This is a genomic window from Microcoleus sp. Pol10D4 (genome assembly GCF_036701555.1).
Classification (GTDB): domain Bacteria; phylum Cyanobacteriota; class Cyanobacteriia; order Cyanobacteriales; family Microcoleaceae; genus Microcoleus.
In genome coordinates this window covers 29,192-44,269 of record NZ_JAUBRA010000056.1, presented here as the reverse complement: position 1 = coordinate 44,269, position 15,078 = coordinate 29,192, and the positions used below count along the sequence as shown (strand labels likewise).

15 protein-coding genes and 1 pseudogene are annotated in these 15,078 nt (G+C 46.5%); 7 read left to right on the top strand and 9 right to left on the bottom strand.

Translation table 11 applies throughout. The annotated features are described in order from the left end of the window. Together QUA36_RS23445 and QUA36_RS23440 are read left to right on the top strand one after the other, a co-directional pair. Positions 1-119 (top strand): annotated as a pseudogene (locus tag QUA36_RS23445) (IS630 family transposase); the annotation flags it as partial. Positions 120-475: 356 nt separating this feature from the next. Further along, positions 476-910, top strand: coding sequence for a GNAT family N-acetyltransferase (locus QUA36_RS23440; protein ID WP_333168755.1), 435 nt, complete (start codon positions 476-478; stop codon positions 908-910). Between the two features lie 157 nt (positions 911-1,067). Here QUA36_RS23440 and QUA36_RS23435 read toward each other — a convergent pair whose 3' ends face one another. The 4 genes from QUA36_RS23435 to gltB form a co-directional block, all read right to left on the bottom strand. Beyond that, positions 1,068-1,349 (bottom strand): XisI protein, encoded by a 282-nt coding sequence (locus QUA36_RS23435; protein WP_333459275.1) that lies wholly within the window; start codon positions 1,347-1,349, stop codon positions 1,068-1,070. Between the two features lie 124 nt (positions 1,350-1,473). Then, entirely contained in the window at positions 1,474-2,331 is an 858-nt protein-coding gene (locus QUA36_RS23430) for a hypothetical protein (protein ID WP_333459274.1), read from the bottom strand. A gap of 451 nt (positions 2,332-2,782) precedes the next feature. After that, positions 2,783-3,349 carry a transposase gene (locus QUA36_RS23425; protein ID WP_333459273.1) on the bottom strand — a complete coding sequence of 189 codons (567 nt, stop codon included), beginning with the start codon at positions 3,347-3,349 and terminating at the stop codon, positions 2,783-2,785. 265 nt (positions 3,350-3,614) lie between these two features. Then, a complete protein-coding gene (gltB, locus tag QUA36_RS23420) occupies positions 3,615-8,201 on the bottom strand; it encodes a glutamate synthase large subunit (RefSeq protein ID WP_333459272.1) in 4,587 nt (1,528 codons plus the stop codon). Positions 8,202-8,403: 202 nt separating this feature from the next. Between gltB and QUA36_RS23415 the strand changes: the two genes are divergently transcribed. Together QUA36_RS23415 and QUA36_RS23410 are read left to right on the top strand one after the other, a co-directional pair. Next, entirely contained in the window at positions 8,404-8,622 is a 219-nt protein-coding gene (locus tag QUA36_RS23415; RefSeq protein WP_333166575.1) for a DUF433 domain-containing protein, read from the top strand. A 66-nt stretch (positions 8,623-8,688) separates the two neighbouring features. Continuing rightward, positions 8,689-8,946: a hypothetical protein gene (locus QUA36_RS23410; RefSeq protein ID WP_333166578.1), complete on the top strand. Its 258-nt coding sequence runs from the start codon at positions 8,689-8,691 to the stop codon at positions 8,944-8,946. Between the two features lie 2 nt (positions 8,947-8,948). On the opposite strand, the gene QUA36_RS23405 is transcribed toward QUA36_RS23410, so the two are convergent. Continuing rightward, positions 8,949-9,251, bottom strand: coding sequence for a hypothetical protein (locus tag QUA36_RS23405; RefSeq protein ID WP_333459271.1), 303 nt, complete (start codon positions 9,249-9,251; stop codon positions 8,949-8,951). A 124-nt stretch (positions 9,252-9,375) separates the two neighbouring features. On the opposite strand from QUA36_RS23405, the gene QUA36_RS23400 reads away from it, so the two are divergent. From QUA36_RS23400 to QUA36_RS23390, 3 genes are all read left to right on the top strand, one after another. Next, the gene (locus QUA36_RS23400) at positions 9,376-9,795 is read left to right on the top strand and encodes a cupin domain-containing protein (RefSeq protein WP_333075032.1); all 420 of its coding nucleotides are present in this window, start codon (positions 9,376-9,378) and stop codon (positions 9,793-9,795) included. A 144-nt stretch (positions 9,796-9,939) separates the two neighbouring features. Further along, positions 9,940-10,269 (top strand): iron-sulfur cluster assembly accessory protein, encoded by a 330-nt coding sequence (locus tag QUA36_RS23395; RefSeq protein WP_333166580.1) that lies wholly within the window; start codon positions 9,940-9,942, stop codon positions 10,267-10,269. 8 nt (positions 10,270-10,277) lie between these two features. Beyond that, the gene (locus QUA36_RS23390) at positions 10,278-10,850 is read left to right on the top strand and encodes a Uma2 family endonuclease (RefSeq protein ID WP_333166633.1); all 573 of its coding nucleotides are present in this window, start codon (positions 10,278-10,280) and stop codon (positions 10,848-10,850) included. Between the two features lie 133 nt (positions 10,851-10,983). Here QUA36_RS23390 and QUA36_RS23385 read toward each other — a convergent pair whose 3' ends face one another. The 4 genes from QUA36_RS23385 to truB all read right to left on the bottom strand — a co-directional run bounded on the left by QUA36_RS23385 (position 10,984) and on the right by truB (position 15,064). Beyond that, positions 10,984-11,970, bottom strand: coding sequence for a glycosyltransferase (locus QUA36_RS23385; RefSeq protein WP_333459270.1), 987 nt, complete (start codon positions 11,968-11,970; stop codon positions 10,984-10,986). 341 nt (positions 11,971-12,311) lie between these two features. After that, the gene (locus tag QUA36_RS23380; protein ID WP_333363252.1) at positions 12,312-13,526 is read right to left on the bottom strand and encodes a response regulator; all 1,215 of its coding nucleotides are present in this window, start codon (positions 13,524-13,526) and stop codon (positions 12,312-12,314) included. Between the two features lie 216 nt (positions 13,527-13,742). Further along, complete coding sequence (gene yidD / locus QUA36_RS23375; RefSeq protein ID WP_190732478.1) at positions 13,743-13,973, bottom strand: membrane protein insertion efficiency factor YidD; 231 nt, start codon at positions 13,971-13,973, stop codon at positions 13,743-13,745. 149 nt (positions 13,974-14,122) lie between these two features. Further along, positions 14,123-15,064 (bottom strand): tRNA pseudouridine(55) synthase TruB, encoded by a 942-nt coding sequence (gene truB, locus QUA36_RS23370; protein ID WP_333459269.1) that lies wholly within the window; start codon positions 15,062-15,064, stop codon positions 14,123-14,125. Positions 15,065-15,078 lie beyond the last annotated feature (14 nt).

Here is a 15,078-nt window from a genome sequence, read left to right as displayed (position 1 = left end):
CAAAATACTCTCCTGACTTAAATGATATTGAGCATGATTTTAGTGCATTAAAGAGAGCTAAAATGTATGCGTCTCCTAACACATCTCTTGATGAAGTTATTCGTGCTTATTGTGCATAAAGAGTGTCTCATACTTATTTGAAATGACTATATGTCCTCTCGATCGGCTTCTCTAAAAGTTAGATATTCCATTGCATAGTGTGTAGGAACGCTGTCATACATTTGCGATTTTAACGCTCAGGTTTATCTATTCTAACAGCTAGATATAGAGCTCATACCAGATTTAGTTTTGTAAATATTTTAGGGGCGATCGCCTTCGGACAATATAATGACTGTAGGTATGTCTGCACTTGTGGGCGATCGCAAATAACTTCCAGATAGCGTGGTAGATACAGGGAAATCCTCAGAATCTTGTGACTTTTTCTTGACACCCAATAAAATATGCAGTAATTTAAGAAAAAATTTGAGTAAGTAAGATGATTGACTACCGAGATAACGAAAACTTGTCTTTTGAGGAATATTACGACTTCTTAAAAAGGAGCGATCTTGGTAGTCAGTATCCCAAAGAGCGTTTTGAAGAAAGGGTAAGGAAGCTGTTGACTACTCGCTCAGTCGCTGTTACCGCTAGGAATGATGAAGGGAAGCTAATCGGGGTAGCCTTTGGTATTACGGATTTTGTTTATTTCCTTTTTGTCACAGACCTGGGTGTGGACAGGTCTTATGCAAAACAAGGAATAGGAAGTGAATTATTGGTTCGCATCCGAGAGATGGTTGGTGGGGAAGATGATATTACGGTCGTTACAGTCGCACATGAAACCGCAATGGGTTTCTATGAGAAGTGTGGATATATATCTGAAAACTGTCTATTTTGGAAACCTTGCAAACTTTGGAGTGAATTCAAAGTAATTTAGCTCAGCAAAGGGATGAGTTACTTTCCCTTGTTTAATTAAGGAAAGCATAAGTAATTGAATCCAGAGAAACTCGCTTCCCCACAATTCGGTAGCAACTTTCCTGTTTTTCAATGTACTGTTTTGTTATTAAAGCTGCTGTAGTCATATCGATTAAGTGCTAAGAAACTACTGCAAAATCTGTGTACCGCCGCATCCCAGGCTCGTGAAATGCCAACACAATATCTTCCTTGGGAACCCCTGCACGCATCAAATCCCTTGCAATCCCATCTTCTGTCCAGTCTTCCTCGATCCAGAATTTACCATCGCGAATCCGAACGTAAACGGTAATACCGGTAATACGATCGCCCTTTTCCCAGCCAAGATTCATCCAGATGTAATGACCGTTTTGTTCGTCGGTAATTAAGAATGTTTCGATGTCTGGTTGAGGATGGCGGTACAATTATAGATACTCGGTTAAAATATGCTCTCTTACTTTGGGATATTCAGTTAGTTTATTCATTGCACTATTTTCTATACTATCGATCGACCTTTTTTGCCATCGCACTACGCGAATTGCGATCGCCTCAAATCCCTGATTCAGTAAAAGCTAGGTTCAAATCATCAATCAACCCCAATTGTTGGGCCCACTCTGTTAAGTAACCCCGATCCAAATTCTCTGATTGGACTTTCAGAATTCCCAAAATATCATTCCATTGTTTTTGAGACTGAGACTGTTGGCGCCAGAGCAGTTTCGCCAACACAATATCTTCAGGAGAAGCAAGCCAAAATTGTTCTACACCAGCTTCGTCAAGCGCTTCTAATCGTCGTCTTGCCATTTTTGAGCGATCGAATTCAGTATTAGAATTCAGCACAATATCAGCGTTCAATACTAAAGTCATGTGAGTGACGCTCAACACCATCCCTCTACCCTCTTGAATATCTTTTACCGAACCCGGAGGGCAGTAAAAACCAGCCGTTTCTAGTGCTTCAACTAATTGAAAAATATTGTCCCGGATTAATTCAATTACTAAATCTAAATCCCGTGTTGTTCTCGGGTCGCCATAGACAGAAGCGGCAACGCCTCCTGTAATATAATAAGAGACACCTAATGTTTCAAAAATTGGGTGCAACAGTCTAGCAATTTCGCTGGGGTCTTGCGTCCACATAGAGGGCTCACTGGTGGGGGTTAAATTTGGCAACCACTTGCTACCTAATATCGATCGAGCAAATCGCTCTTTGTAGGTTGAGGGACAAGCTTTTTTCATCCCGCGCAAGCTAACAGTTTTTGCCCAACGATTTAATTTGGCCCCCATTTGCCACCGTTGGGAATTGGTGAGTTGTCGCAGTAGGTAAAAATCAATTGCATCAGCTTCAGGAGTTTTATCATCCGATTGGGGACGGTATCCAGGTTTAATGGATATTTTCGGTATGGATTGAATCATTTTGCTTGTTGATTTCCCTAATTCTATACCTGATATCAGTTAAGAAGGTTCACTGTAGGTCTGTCTGCACTTGTGGGCGATCGCAAATAACTTCCAGGTAGCCTCGCAACTGCTACAGTGTTTCCCAACGGATCGAAGAACTCAACGCTATAACCTGTTTCTAGTCCCTCAACGTGATGCTATTCTACAACCGTACCGATATCGCCGACATCAAGTCCTTCTTCTGGAAGGTTGCACATCAAGAGGACATCTGAATAAAGCTGATAGTTTATATTGTTCCCTGTTAACTTGTGAATAGCGAGCTTATTTCAGATGGCAATTAGTAGAGATGTGCGATCGCGTGGGAGTCAGAAACCGGGTTTCTTCACCAAATTTCGGTGAGGATGCTTAAATTATGGCAGAAACCCGGTTTCTTGGATTGGGGGCGGAAACCCGGTTTCTTGGTTTCTTTCTATTCTTCAAATGTTAAATGCTGGATTAATCGATCGCTAGTTAAATCTTCTAAAAAGTAACGATAAGCATCTGCTGACTGAAATTTCGCTCGCACTCCATCTATTTTAGGTAAATTTCCCTGGCGCAAATCAATATATTCTTGATAGCTAGAAAACTCCCAACTCTCTGCCTTTTCAACTATATTAGCAGAGACTGGGTTTAAGTGAATATAGCGAGTTAAGTGTAATAAATACTCTTCTCTATCTACATGAATCGCCTGCAATCGGCCCTGAAACAATGAACCCACCCTTTGATAGCGTTTACTGAGCGCCTTAACATAAGACAGAGTAAACGCCTGCATCAGCTTGGAAAAACGATCCGTTTTCAAGTAAACTAATAAATGATAGTGATTCGGCATCAAACAATACGCAATAATATCTACACCATTCGCAATCATATGGTTTCTTAATTGGCGTAAAAAATAAATATAGTTGTCTCGCTCAAAAAAGATAAGCTGACGGTTATTGCCTCGGTTATAAACATGGTAGTAATTACCTGCTTGCAAGATAACTTGGCGACGTGGCATATTGTACTCTCTGCGTGGGGTTCAGAAACCGGGTTTCTTCCTAGATAAGTAACCGGACACAATTAATTACATCAAGCCTTTTGAAGAGGCAAGGTTTTTAGGCGGTATTTTGGGTAATTAATTGTGTCCTACTACTTATTGGTGAGGATGCTGAGATTATCGCAGAAACCCGGTTTCTTGGATTTGCGCGGGGGCTCAGAAACCGGGTTTCTTCCTAAATCTTGGTGACGATGCCAAAATTATCGCAGACACCCGGTTTCTTGGACTAACTGCCGCCAATCCGGGCGACATCGCGAGCGTTTTCTTCAAACGCAGCCGTCAGCGCATCATCACCGCTTAAACCCGATGCGATCGCCCTTTCAATGGCCTGCAACACCCGCTTATAATCCCTCGGCATCACCTTCACAAAAACCGGCACCATCTCATCCCACGCAGCCAGAACCTTCGATGCCTTCGCACTTCCAGTCAAATCAAAGTGAGTTTGAAGCATCTGCCGCAAATCGCTAATTTCCTCAACATCCTCCAATTTTTCCAAATCCACCATCGACATATTGCAGCGAGTAGCAAAATCCCCCGCCTCATCCAAAATGTAAGCAACACCGCCACTCATACCCGCTGCAAAATTGCGCCCGGTTTCGCCCAAAACTACAACTTTGCCGCCAGTCATGTACTCGCAACCGTGATCGCCCACACCTTCAACTACTGCATTCACGCCGGAGTTACGCACCCCAAAACGTTCGCCCGCCATCCCTCGGATGAAAACCTCACCAGCAGTCGCGCCGTAAAGCACTACGTTACCGACAATCACGTTTTCTTCCGCGACAAAGGTGGAAGCGTGCGACGGATACAGGATAATCTTGCCGCCGCTGAGCCCCTTGCCCAAATAGTCGTTAGCTTCGCCTTCGAGTTCCAGGGTGACTCCCTTGGGCACGAATGCGCCAAAGCTTTGCCCAGCGCTGCCTTGGAAGTGCAGGTGCACCGTGTCATCCGGCAAACCTTCCCAGTTGCGCTTGGTGATTTCGTTGCCGAGAATTGTGCCGACAACGCGGTTGACATTGGTAATCGGCAGTTTGGCGTGGACTTTTTCACCGTTTTCGATCACACCTTTGCACAAATCCAACAACACAGTCATATCCAGGGACTTTTCCAACCCGTGATCCTGCGCCATCTGACAATAGCGCCCGACATCCGCGCCAACTTCCGGCTGATAAAGGATTTTCGAGAAATCCAAACCCTTAGCCTTCCAGTGTTCCACCGCTTGCTGAGGTTCCAAAACATCAGTGCGGCCAACCATTTCATTCAACGTGCGGAAGCCCAACTGCGCCATAATTTCCCGGACTTCCTGCGCGATGAAAGTCATAAAGTTTACCGTGTGATCGGGGTCGCCGGTAAAGTTTTTCCGCAGCAGTGGGTCTTGCGTTGCCACGCCCACGGGGCAAGTGTTCAGGTGGCAAACGCGCATCATGATGCAGCCCAATGTCACCAGCGGCGCGGTAGCAAAACCGAATTCCTCAGCGCCAAGCAAGGCAGCAATTACTACATCGCGGCCGGTTTTCATTTGACCGTCAGTTTCCACGACAATCCGGCTGCGGAGATTGTTGAGTACCAAAGTTTGGTGAGTTTCAGCCAGTCCCAATTCCCAAGGTAATCCCGCGTGTTTGATCGAAGTTTGCGGCGAAGCGCCGGTTCCGCCGTCGTAGCCGGAAATCAACACGACATCGGCGTGGGCTTTCGCAACCCCGGCCGCGATCGTCCCGACTCCCACTTCCGACACGAGTTTCACGCTAATCCGCGCTTCCCGGTTGGAATTTTTCAAGTCGTGAATCAATTCGGCCAAATCTTCGATCGAATAAATGTCGTGGTGAGGAGGAGGCGAAATTAATCCCACACCCGGAGTCGAGTTCCGCACCTTGGCAATCCACGGGTATACTTTTTTACCCGGCAACTGTCCGCCTTCACCGGGTTTTGCGCCTTGCGCCATCTTGATTTGCAGTTCCCGCGCTTGGGAAAGGTACAAGCTGGTAACGCCGAAACGCCCAGAAGCAACTTGTTTGATCGCGCTGTTTTTCGAGTCGCCCCGATCGTTCGTCCAAGTGTAGCGATCGGGATCTTCGCCACCTTCACCAGTGTTCGATTTGCCACCAATGCGGTTCATCGCTACTGCTAGCGATTCGTGGGCTTCTTTAGAAATCGAACCATAACTCATCGCCCCAGTTTTAAAGCGTTTGAGAATAGATTCGATCGGCTCAACTTCCTCAATCGGTATCGATTCCCGCTGTTTGAATTGCAACAAACCGCGCAAGGTAAAATGCTGCTGGTTTTGTTCGTTAACCAGCCCTGAATACTGTTTGAAAAGCGTATAACTGCCCTCGCGCACCGACTTTTGCAGCGCATGAATTGTCTGCGGACTAAACAAATGCGCCTCGCCTTCTTTCCGCCACTGATATTCGCCGCCAACATCGAGAGTATGTCCGCTGGATGGGCGGTCTGGGAATGCGTGAGTATGGCGTAAAATTGCTTCTTGGGCGATGACTTCGAGGTCTACGCCTTCAATCCGCGATGCTGTCCAAGCAAAGTATTTATCGACTACGGATTTGTTTAAGCCGATCGCCTCAAAAATCTGCGCGCCGCGATAACTTTGAATTGTGGAAATCCCTATTTTCGAGGCAACTTTCGTCACACCTTTAGTGGCGGCTTTGACGTAGTTTTTGCAAGCTGTTTTGTACTCGACATTTAGCAGCAATCCTTCGCGGATCGAATCGGCGATCGTCTCAAAGGCCAAATACGGATTAATCGCGCCGCAACCGTATCCAATCAGTGTCGCAAAGTGATGCACTTCCCTCGGTTCCCCCGATTCGAGCACGAGTCCCGCCCGCGTGCGCGTACCTTTACGGATCAAGTGGTGGTGCAGGCCTGCAACTGCCAGCAGCGCTGGAATTGGGGCTTTGTCTGGACTGATCCCCCGATCGCTCAAAATGATGATATTCACCCCGGAGGCGATCGCGCTGTCTGCTGCTGCAAAAACCTCTTCTAAGGCTTGTTCGAGACCTTTTACACCGCTTTTGGGGTCAAACAAAATCGGCAGTGTAATCGACCGGAAATTGCCCTCATTTACGTATTTGAGCTTAGCTAATTCTTCATTGCTGAGAATGGGCGTTTTCAGTTCAATCAAATGACAGCTTTCGGGTTCTGGTTTGAGCAAATTGCGTTCAGCGCCGATGGTAGTTTCGGCAGAAGTTACAATTTCTTCGCGGATAGAATCAATTGGCGGATTGGTAACTTGAGCAAACAACTGCTGGAAGTATTCGTAAAGCAGTTTTGGGCGGTTGGAAAGCACCGCCAGCGGCGTATCCGCACCCATCGCGCCGACAGCTTCCACGCCATCTTTGGCCATCGGTGCTAACAGCAACCGCAGTTCTTCAAAGGTGTAGCCAAATGCCATTTGCCGCTGCAATAATGTTTCGGGATGAGATTCTGCTACTGCCGGCGCATCTTTCAGTTTGGCGATTTCGACCATGTGCTGGTCGATCCACTCGCGGTACGGGTGTTCTGTGGCGATTTTGGTTTTAATTTCCTCGTCAGAGACGATGCGGCCTTCCTCGGTATTTACCAGGAACATCCGCCCCGGTTGCAAGCGGCCTTTTGATACAATTCGTTCTGGGGCGATCGGCAAAACTCCGGCTTCCGATGCCATAATTACCAAGTCGTCTTTGGTAACGCAGTAGCGGGAAGGGCGCAAACCGTTGCGATCGAGCACGGCCCCGATCGAAGTACCATCGGTAAATGCGATCGAAGCTGGGCCGTCCCAAGGTTCCATCAAGCAAGAATGGTATTCGTAGAAAGCTTTTTTCTCGTCACTCATGGACTCGTGGGCTGTCCAAGGTTCGGGAATCATCATCATTACAGCGTGCGGCAAAGAACGCCCGGCCAAATTCAGCAATTCCAAAGCATTGTCAAAAATCGTCGAGTCGCTGCCTTCGATATTGATTAAATTGGGGATTTTCTTTAAGTCATCGCCGAATAGTTCCGACTCGAACAGCGATTGCCGCGCGTGCATCCAGTTAATGTTGCCGCGCATCGTGTTAATTTCGCCGTTGTGGGCGATGTAGCGGTAAGGGTGCGATCGTTCCCAGCTCGGAAAAGTATTCGTGCTGAAGCGCGAGTGAACCAGGGCTAGAGCGCTTTCCATGTCGGGGTCGTGCAGTTCGGGATAGTAATCGCCGACTTGCACCGGCATTAACATACCCTTGTAGACGATCGTCCGGCACGAGAGAGTGGAATTGTACCAGTAGGGGTCTGTGTTAGTCCTGCGGATGGCGTTGTGAGCGCGTTTGCGGATGACGTACAGTTTCCGCTCGAAAGCCGCCTCGTCAATACCTGCGGCCCGCCGGAGGAACACTTGCTGCATGAAGGGTTCGCTAGATTTGGCGGTGTCGCCGAGGGACGAGTTGTCCGTGGGAACATCGCGCCAGCCGAGCACTTCCTGGCCTTCTTCTGCCGCGATTTCCTCAAAAATGCGCTTGCCGTTTTCGCGTTCAGTTTGATTGGGCGACGAGTAAATCGCGCCAACGCCGTACTCGCCGGCTTCGGGAAGTTCGATGTTTAGGGCCGCCGTTACTTTCTTGAGAAACTTGTGGGGTAGCTGCATCAAAATCCCCGCCCCGTCTCCGGTGTTGGGTTCGCAGCCGCACGCGCCTCGGTGGTCGAGGTTTAAGAGGATTGTCAGTGCCTGCTCGACAATTTCGTGGGATTTGTTACCCTTCATGTGTACGATGAATCCGACTCCGCAAGCGTCGTGCTCGAACTGCGGATCGTACAAGCCTTGCTTTTGTGGCAGTCCGTTGCTGTTCATTTTGATGCTCCTGTCAAAGTGGCGAAAAGATGTTGATCTAGAGTAGAAGGCGGGAAGCCGATCGATCTAGTATGATGTATTATATATAGATTTACTGCATTGGGCAGATGCACGAAAAAATCAAAGCTGATGCGATCGAGCGAGCGTGAAAAAATAGTTAAAGGTGATGAGTTAACTATGAAACCGGAAGGTCTAAATATTTATGCAGAAAAAATCTCTAATTATTAGCGTATCTCCTGAAATTATGGGTGGCACTCCAGTCTTTGCTTTTACTAGGGTTCCGGTACAAACACTTCTGGACTATCTAAAAGCAGGAGAATCTATTGATGATTTTTTAGATGGATTCCCAACTGTGACTAAAGAGCAAGTCATCGCCTTGCTGGAAGAGGCAGAAAAACAGCTTGTTGGCATGGTCGCCTAACGAATGAAGCTTCTTTTGGATGAGTGCATCGATCGCAAATTGGCCATATAATTTGTTGACCATGAGATGAAAACGGTTCCACAAATGGGATGGGCAGGTGTAAAAAATGGTCAACTTCTTGCCCTTGCAGAAGCAGAGTTTGATCTTTTGATCACAGTCGATCGCAACTTGTCGTTTCAACAGAATTTGCCACAGTTCGATATTGCGGTAATTGTTCTGCAAGCACCATCCAATCGCTTGGCAGATTTGAAGCCTTTAGCTCCAAAAGTTTTAGCTATTTTAGCTATGGCAACTAGAGGACAAGTTATGATTGTCAGTGCATAGCTTTAAGAAATACGCTCACCGAGATCCGTGAATGAGAAATTAAACAAATTCACAACTCCTAGCAACCGCCAGCGATAGCCTGGGTCAATGGCTGCATTTGTATCAATAGATGCTAGAAGTTTGGCAGCAGCAGTCTCAAGAGCTAGATTAGGATTCACATTTAATGAATATTCAAGAACCAGCGCCCTTTCTATGAAGATTTGATGTAGATTGGGGCGATCGAGCGAATAACAGGTGACAACAGCTATGTTGGTTTTGCTATGGTTGTTAAGGCAAGTCGATCGGGCTGAGCACAACTCTTGCAAAACTCTACAGTCGGCTAACCAGTCCCCGCAGGTGGGCTTCGGTTTTAACTATAGATTAGTTAATCTCAAAAAACAACGTCGTTTACCGAAGGATTCAGCAAGCAATCCTCAAGGAGTGAAAATCATGGTTCAGATTCAAGAAATTTCTCAAGTATCTACCCTGCACGCACCTGCAGCACCCAACGCAATAGCCGCTACGGAATTGCGGCCTTGGGGTTCATTTACGACTCTAGAAGAAGGCCCAGGATATAAAATTAAGCGGATCGAAGTTAAGTCTGGACACCGCCTCAGCCTGCAAATGCACCACCACCGCAGCGAACACTGGATTGTGGTTTCTGGTACTGCAAAAGTTACTTGTGGCGAAACTGAACAAGTTCTGTTTACAAATCAGTCTACTTACGTTCCTCAGTGCACTTCTCACCGCCTGGAAAATCCGGGAGTTATCCCCCTGGTTTTAATTGAGGTGCAAAATGGCGAATATCTCGGAGAAGATGATATTATCCGCTTTCAAGACGATTATGCTCGTAATGAAAAGGCTAAGTAACTCAAGTTGCTAAAGATATAGCAGTAAGGTGCGCGGCGGCGCACCCTACATTCTACGGGTAAGGTACACGCCTAGGCACATTCTACATTTTCAAAACTCAACATTACTTCCCAATTACCAATTACCAGTTACCAATTACTCATAATGATTCATCTGAGCAAAACAGCAGCAACAGAAGTAACGCGCCTCAAGTCGAAGCATCCGAACCCCAATGCTTTATTTCGCCTGGGCGTGGAATCGAGCGGCTGCTCCGGTTTGTCTTATACAATGGCATTTGACGATGCGCCAGCCCCAGAAGACGCTATATGCGAGTCGGAGGGAATTGAAGTTGCGATCGACCCCCAGCACTTAAAATATCTCAATGAACTCACCTTGGATTATTCAGAAGACTTGATGGGGGGAGGTTTCCGATTTCACAATCCCAATGCCGCCCAAAGCTGTAGCTGTGGCAACTCCTTTTCTGCCAAGGAATAATCAATATGATGACACTCAAAGACTTAGAAAAAGTCCAAAAAACATTCAAAGAAGCCGGTCAAGACTACCAAGTTGAACTAGAAAGCGGGAGAATTATCATTGTGGGCCCGTCAGACATTGTATCTAGTGAAATTGGCATTCGCTTGAGTGCCTTTCTCTTCGTTTGGGTGAATCCCCGCCGTTTGGGTCGAGTTTTTGACTCCGCAGGCGGCTTTATTTTACCTGATGCTAACCTTACAGCACCTGATGTTTCTTTTGTCCGAGCCGCACGTCTCAGGCAAAGTCCCCGTTATTTCGGAGAATTAGTCCCCGACTTGGTAGTAGAAATTAAATCACAGAGCGATCGCATTAAACCGCTAGAAAAAAAGATTCATAATTTCCTAGAACTCGGAGCACAAGTGGGAATTCTGATTGACCCGGACGAAGAAACTGTTACAGTTTATCGTCAGGAATGTGAACCAATTGTGTTGGGAAATGAAGATATTTTGACTGTCCCCGAACTTTTTCCTGGCTGGGAATTGCCAATTGCTGAACTGTGGCCGCCAATTTTTACTGAAGCAGAAACTCAAACTGAAGCCTAAAGTTTATGCAGGTTTTACATAGCCAGGAATGCGAAAAGCCTCTCTTCTCTTCCTCTGTGTCCTCTGCGCTCTCTGCGGTTAAATAATTCCTATGCAACCGTAAACGATATCAGTGCAATGGAAAAGCTTTCAATCAAGCTGGTGTACCGAGAATCATCCACTGCATTAACTGCTGCCACCCGGGAGATTGAGCTAATAAATCTGCATCGAATTCATTTCCCGCATCCTGCGAAAACTCAGCGAAAGCTTCCGCCCAATTAATTACTGTTTCCACAGGCAAATAAGGCGTATAATTCCAAGAACGCTGCAAAAACTCTACCATCTCAACAGAATGACCGGTGCGGTACAAATACCAAGCAATCCAAACTAAGGTACTGTACTTGATTTGCCTTTCCAACAAACGTATTTTATCCGGCAACTCGGGGCGGGCAAAAAAATTGTCCATCACTGCGGCGAGGGATTTAGCCTGCGGTAAACCTTTGTACATGGCGCTTTGTTCGTGCTGGCGGTAGCAAACAGTTACTTGCTGCAACCACTCTGCTTCGCATCCCATTAAGGCTAAACGCAGCACTAAATCTGTATCTTCCGCCGGGGGAAATCGAGGATCAAATCCGCCGGCGCGCTCTAACCACTGACGGCGAAATACCATCGCGCTGGGTAAGACTGGTTTCCACCGCAGCCACATTTCTAAGTCTAATTTAGGGACATTTTGCCAGAGTTTGACATCTTTTAGCGGTTCGCCTATACTATTAACTAGACGCCAGCCACTGTGAACTATTCCTAGATTTGGTCGCGCTGCAAATACAGCCATTTGTGCTGCTAATTTGTCTGGTAAAAAGTAGTCGTCAGCATCAAGAAAAGCGATAAATTCTCCTCGGGCTAGCTCGATGCCGTGATTTCTGGCAATCGAAACTCCTTGATTTTGTTGGTAAATGTAGCGAATTAGATCGCCATATTTCTCTAAAACTAACTTGGTATCGTCTCTGGAGCCGTCGTCTACGACAATAATTTCCCAGTTAGTATAGGTTTGGTGCAGAACGCTATCTACGGCTTGGCCGACGTAAGCAGCGCAGTTGTAAGCCGGAATTACTACACTCACCTGCGGGGTGCGATCGCTCATAATTAATATCAAGTTTTATGGATTATACCATTTTAGATTTTAGATTTTAGATTTTAGATTTTAGATTTTAGATTAAAAAACTGGAAATGATTGATGACCGTCTGGCTGGGAACTTGCCTACAGTTGCATTCTTTTTGTGAACTGCTTGGAACTGGTATTAGAATCAATACGCGTTGAGCTGGTTTACGGAAATGCGGGCTTTGAAAGTCAGAAAAACCATGCAACCGCCCCTACAAGATTTATTGGTAAAATCCGGTGGCGTCTTTATTTTACAATACTTATCGGGTGCCCAGGAGGCTCACGCGCCCGATAAGTGACGCTTGATCAGCATAATTTGCGGTTCAAGAATTTGCCAGGGTAAGTTGTCGTGGATTAAGTATATCTTGGGGGCGGATTGCTGAAGGGTGGCGATCGCCTTTTACCTTCAAATACTTATCAACTATTTGCACAACCTGTTCGGGATTGGCTGGCTTGCTCAAAAAATCGGAAGCACCTGTCAATTTCGCCCGCGTGCGGTCAATTATACTATCTTGACCGGTCAAAAATACGATCGGAGTTTCCCGAAAAGCGGGTGTTTTTCGCAAAAAATTGCACAAAGCAAAGCCACTTGTCTTGGGCATCACCACGTCCATAAAAATTAAAGCAGGCTTTTGTTTGGCGAGGAGGCCCACTCCCTGCATGGGGTCTTGAATTTTTAGGACTCGATACCCCTCCGGCAATAAAATTTGCTCTAAAAATTCGCAAACTGTCGGACTGTCATCGATACAAGCAATCAAAGGGCGACCCGGCCCTGCCATCGCTGAGGCAAGGCGCCACTGTTCTATAGGCGACGGCAAGTCTGGTACTGTTCGGAAATTTACTAAACCTTGCTTGATGTAATTAACTAAAGCGCGAGTTGCCACTGTCACGCACTGCTTTTTCTTAAATGCAATATCCCAAAGAGTATTCTCGCCGTTGAATACGTTACCCAAAGCGATCAAAGAATTAGAACTAAATCGATTTTGCTGCAACTGAGCCGATGCTTTTAAAAGTGGTGCTTGTTCGGGATCTACCAGCCACAAACCCATTGCTTTCCACTTCTGCCAAATTTCTTCGGTACAACACAGAACTTTCTCTACTTCTGTTAAAGACAGCAGCAAAGAAGAGGTAATGGTAGAAAAATATTTCTGGGACGGACGCCACTCCCGGCGCAAACCAGATTGACCGATCAGAGCAAATAACACTTCGGAAAGGCTGGTGTGGACGATCGCCCTAGCTTGTTCCAGACTCATTTCGCTGGCTGCTATCCCTCGCTGAAGCAGTTGATATTCCCACAGTTCTCCAGCATCGAGGTTTCTGAGATCCACTTGAAAGTTTCGACAGTGTTGCCCGATCGCCCTGTACCAGCGCCTCGCTCTGTGCGCTCCTCCAGTGGCATAAACCAAACTACCCTGAAAAAAGTAAAGTTGCCACTGTTGTTCGCCTTGCTCTAACAGCAGTTTCCCCGTTGCTTGTTTCTGGCTGAGTACAGCCAGAGTATGGGACAACATTTTGTATCCGATTGCGGTAGCAGACATATCAACTCGCATCCCCTGTACTCTGTTTGTACCATTATATAGCTGCTGAGTTTTGAAAGATAACAGTAAAATTACTGAATTTAGGTTAAAAAACACCACTAATTGTGAGAATTTAACCCTCTTAGGGAGTGATTCCCCTCGGTAGTTTTAGCCATGAGGATACAACGCCTATTTGCACTATTAACTAATCATTAAAATCGGGATTCTCACTAATAACTAATTGCCTTCGCTATCTGTGGGAGGTACTGGATCGTAACCCCCTGGATGAAAAGGATGACAGCGTAAAATTCGCTTAACTGCCATTGAGCTGCCGCGGGCCGGCCCAAATCTTTCTATTGCTTCGATCGCGTATTGCGAACAAGTTGGCTGAAATCTACAGGCGTTAGGCAGGTAAGGAGAAATCCCCATTTTGTAGCCTCGGATTAATCCGATCAGCAATATTTTCACAATTTTTACCTCAGCGATTGATTAGATTAATAGGCCAATCTCGTCCCGTACCGCTGTAAGCTAGGTGCATCGAGAGCATTCACAGCGGTTAGAGTTGCGCCAACTTTTCCAGTACCAATTATACCTTTTTTCATTTTTATTTTAGATACTTAAATCACAATTTGAGGAGATAATATGGTACTTGTCTCTGAGTTGGCTACTTGACCGATACCTAAAAAATTACCGTCTCGATCGTACACCTGCAAGGGATAGGGAGGTTGGGGTATTGAGTTGTCGGGGGGATTGTTCCTACTTTCCTCCTCTGGCCCGATCGGCGTTTCGGGAATCGGGAGGCGCTGTCCTTGAAACCAGCGTTTGGTATATTCAGGGGAAAGGACGATCGCACCTAAATGTCCCAAAACCGCCGATGGCAAAATCGGGCAGAATTTATTCTCCTGCAATTGCAGTTCCAATTCTTCAAAACTGAGACTTTCCTCGATCGAAAAACCGCTACTTTCGGTGCGAGTCAAACAAGCCAAAGTACCGCCTGCATTCAACATAGCGCCCAAATCCCGTGCGATCGCCCGAATGTAAGTACCCGCCCCGCAGGCGATCGACAAATCCAATTCAGGAAAATCCCCCGGCCGCCAATCCAATATTTCCAGCCGAAAAACCTCAACATTTCTAGCAGCAACTTCCACAGTTTCGCCTTTTCTAGCTAACTCATAAAGGCGTTTTCCTCCCACCTGCACCGCACTAAAACTCGGTGGAAATTGCTCGATTTTTCCTATAAATTTGGGCAGTGCAGCTTGCACTTTTTCCAAACTCAACTCTGGCACCGGTTGAGAATGGATAATTTCTCCTTCTAAATCGTCAGTAGCAGTAGTTAAGCCAAACCGAATCGTGCCTCGGTAAGCTTTATTGTGTTGGAGAAATTGCAGCAGTCTGGTTGCTTTGCCCAGGGCGATCGGCAAAACGCCAGTCACAGCAGGATCGAGGGTTCCTCCGTGTCCGACTCGCTTGAGTTTCAATAGCCGGCGCACTCGCCCCACGCAGTCGTGAGAAGTCATGCCCGCAGGTTTGTTGAGATTGAGAAAACCGTCAGTAGTCATTAGTCATTAGTCAG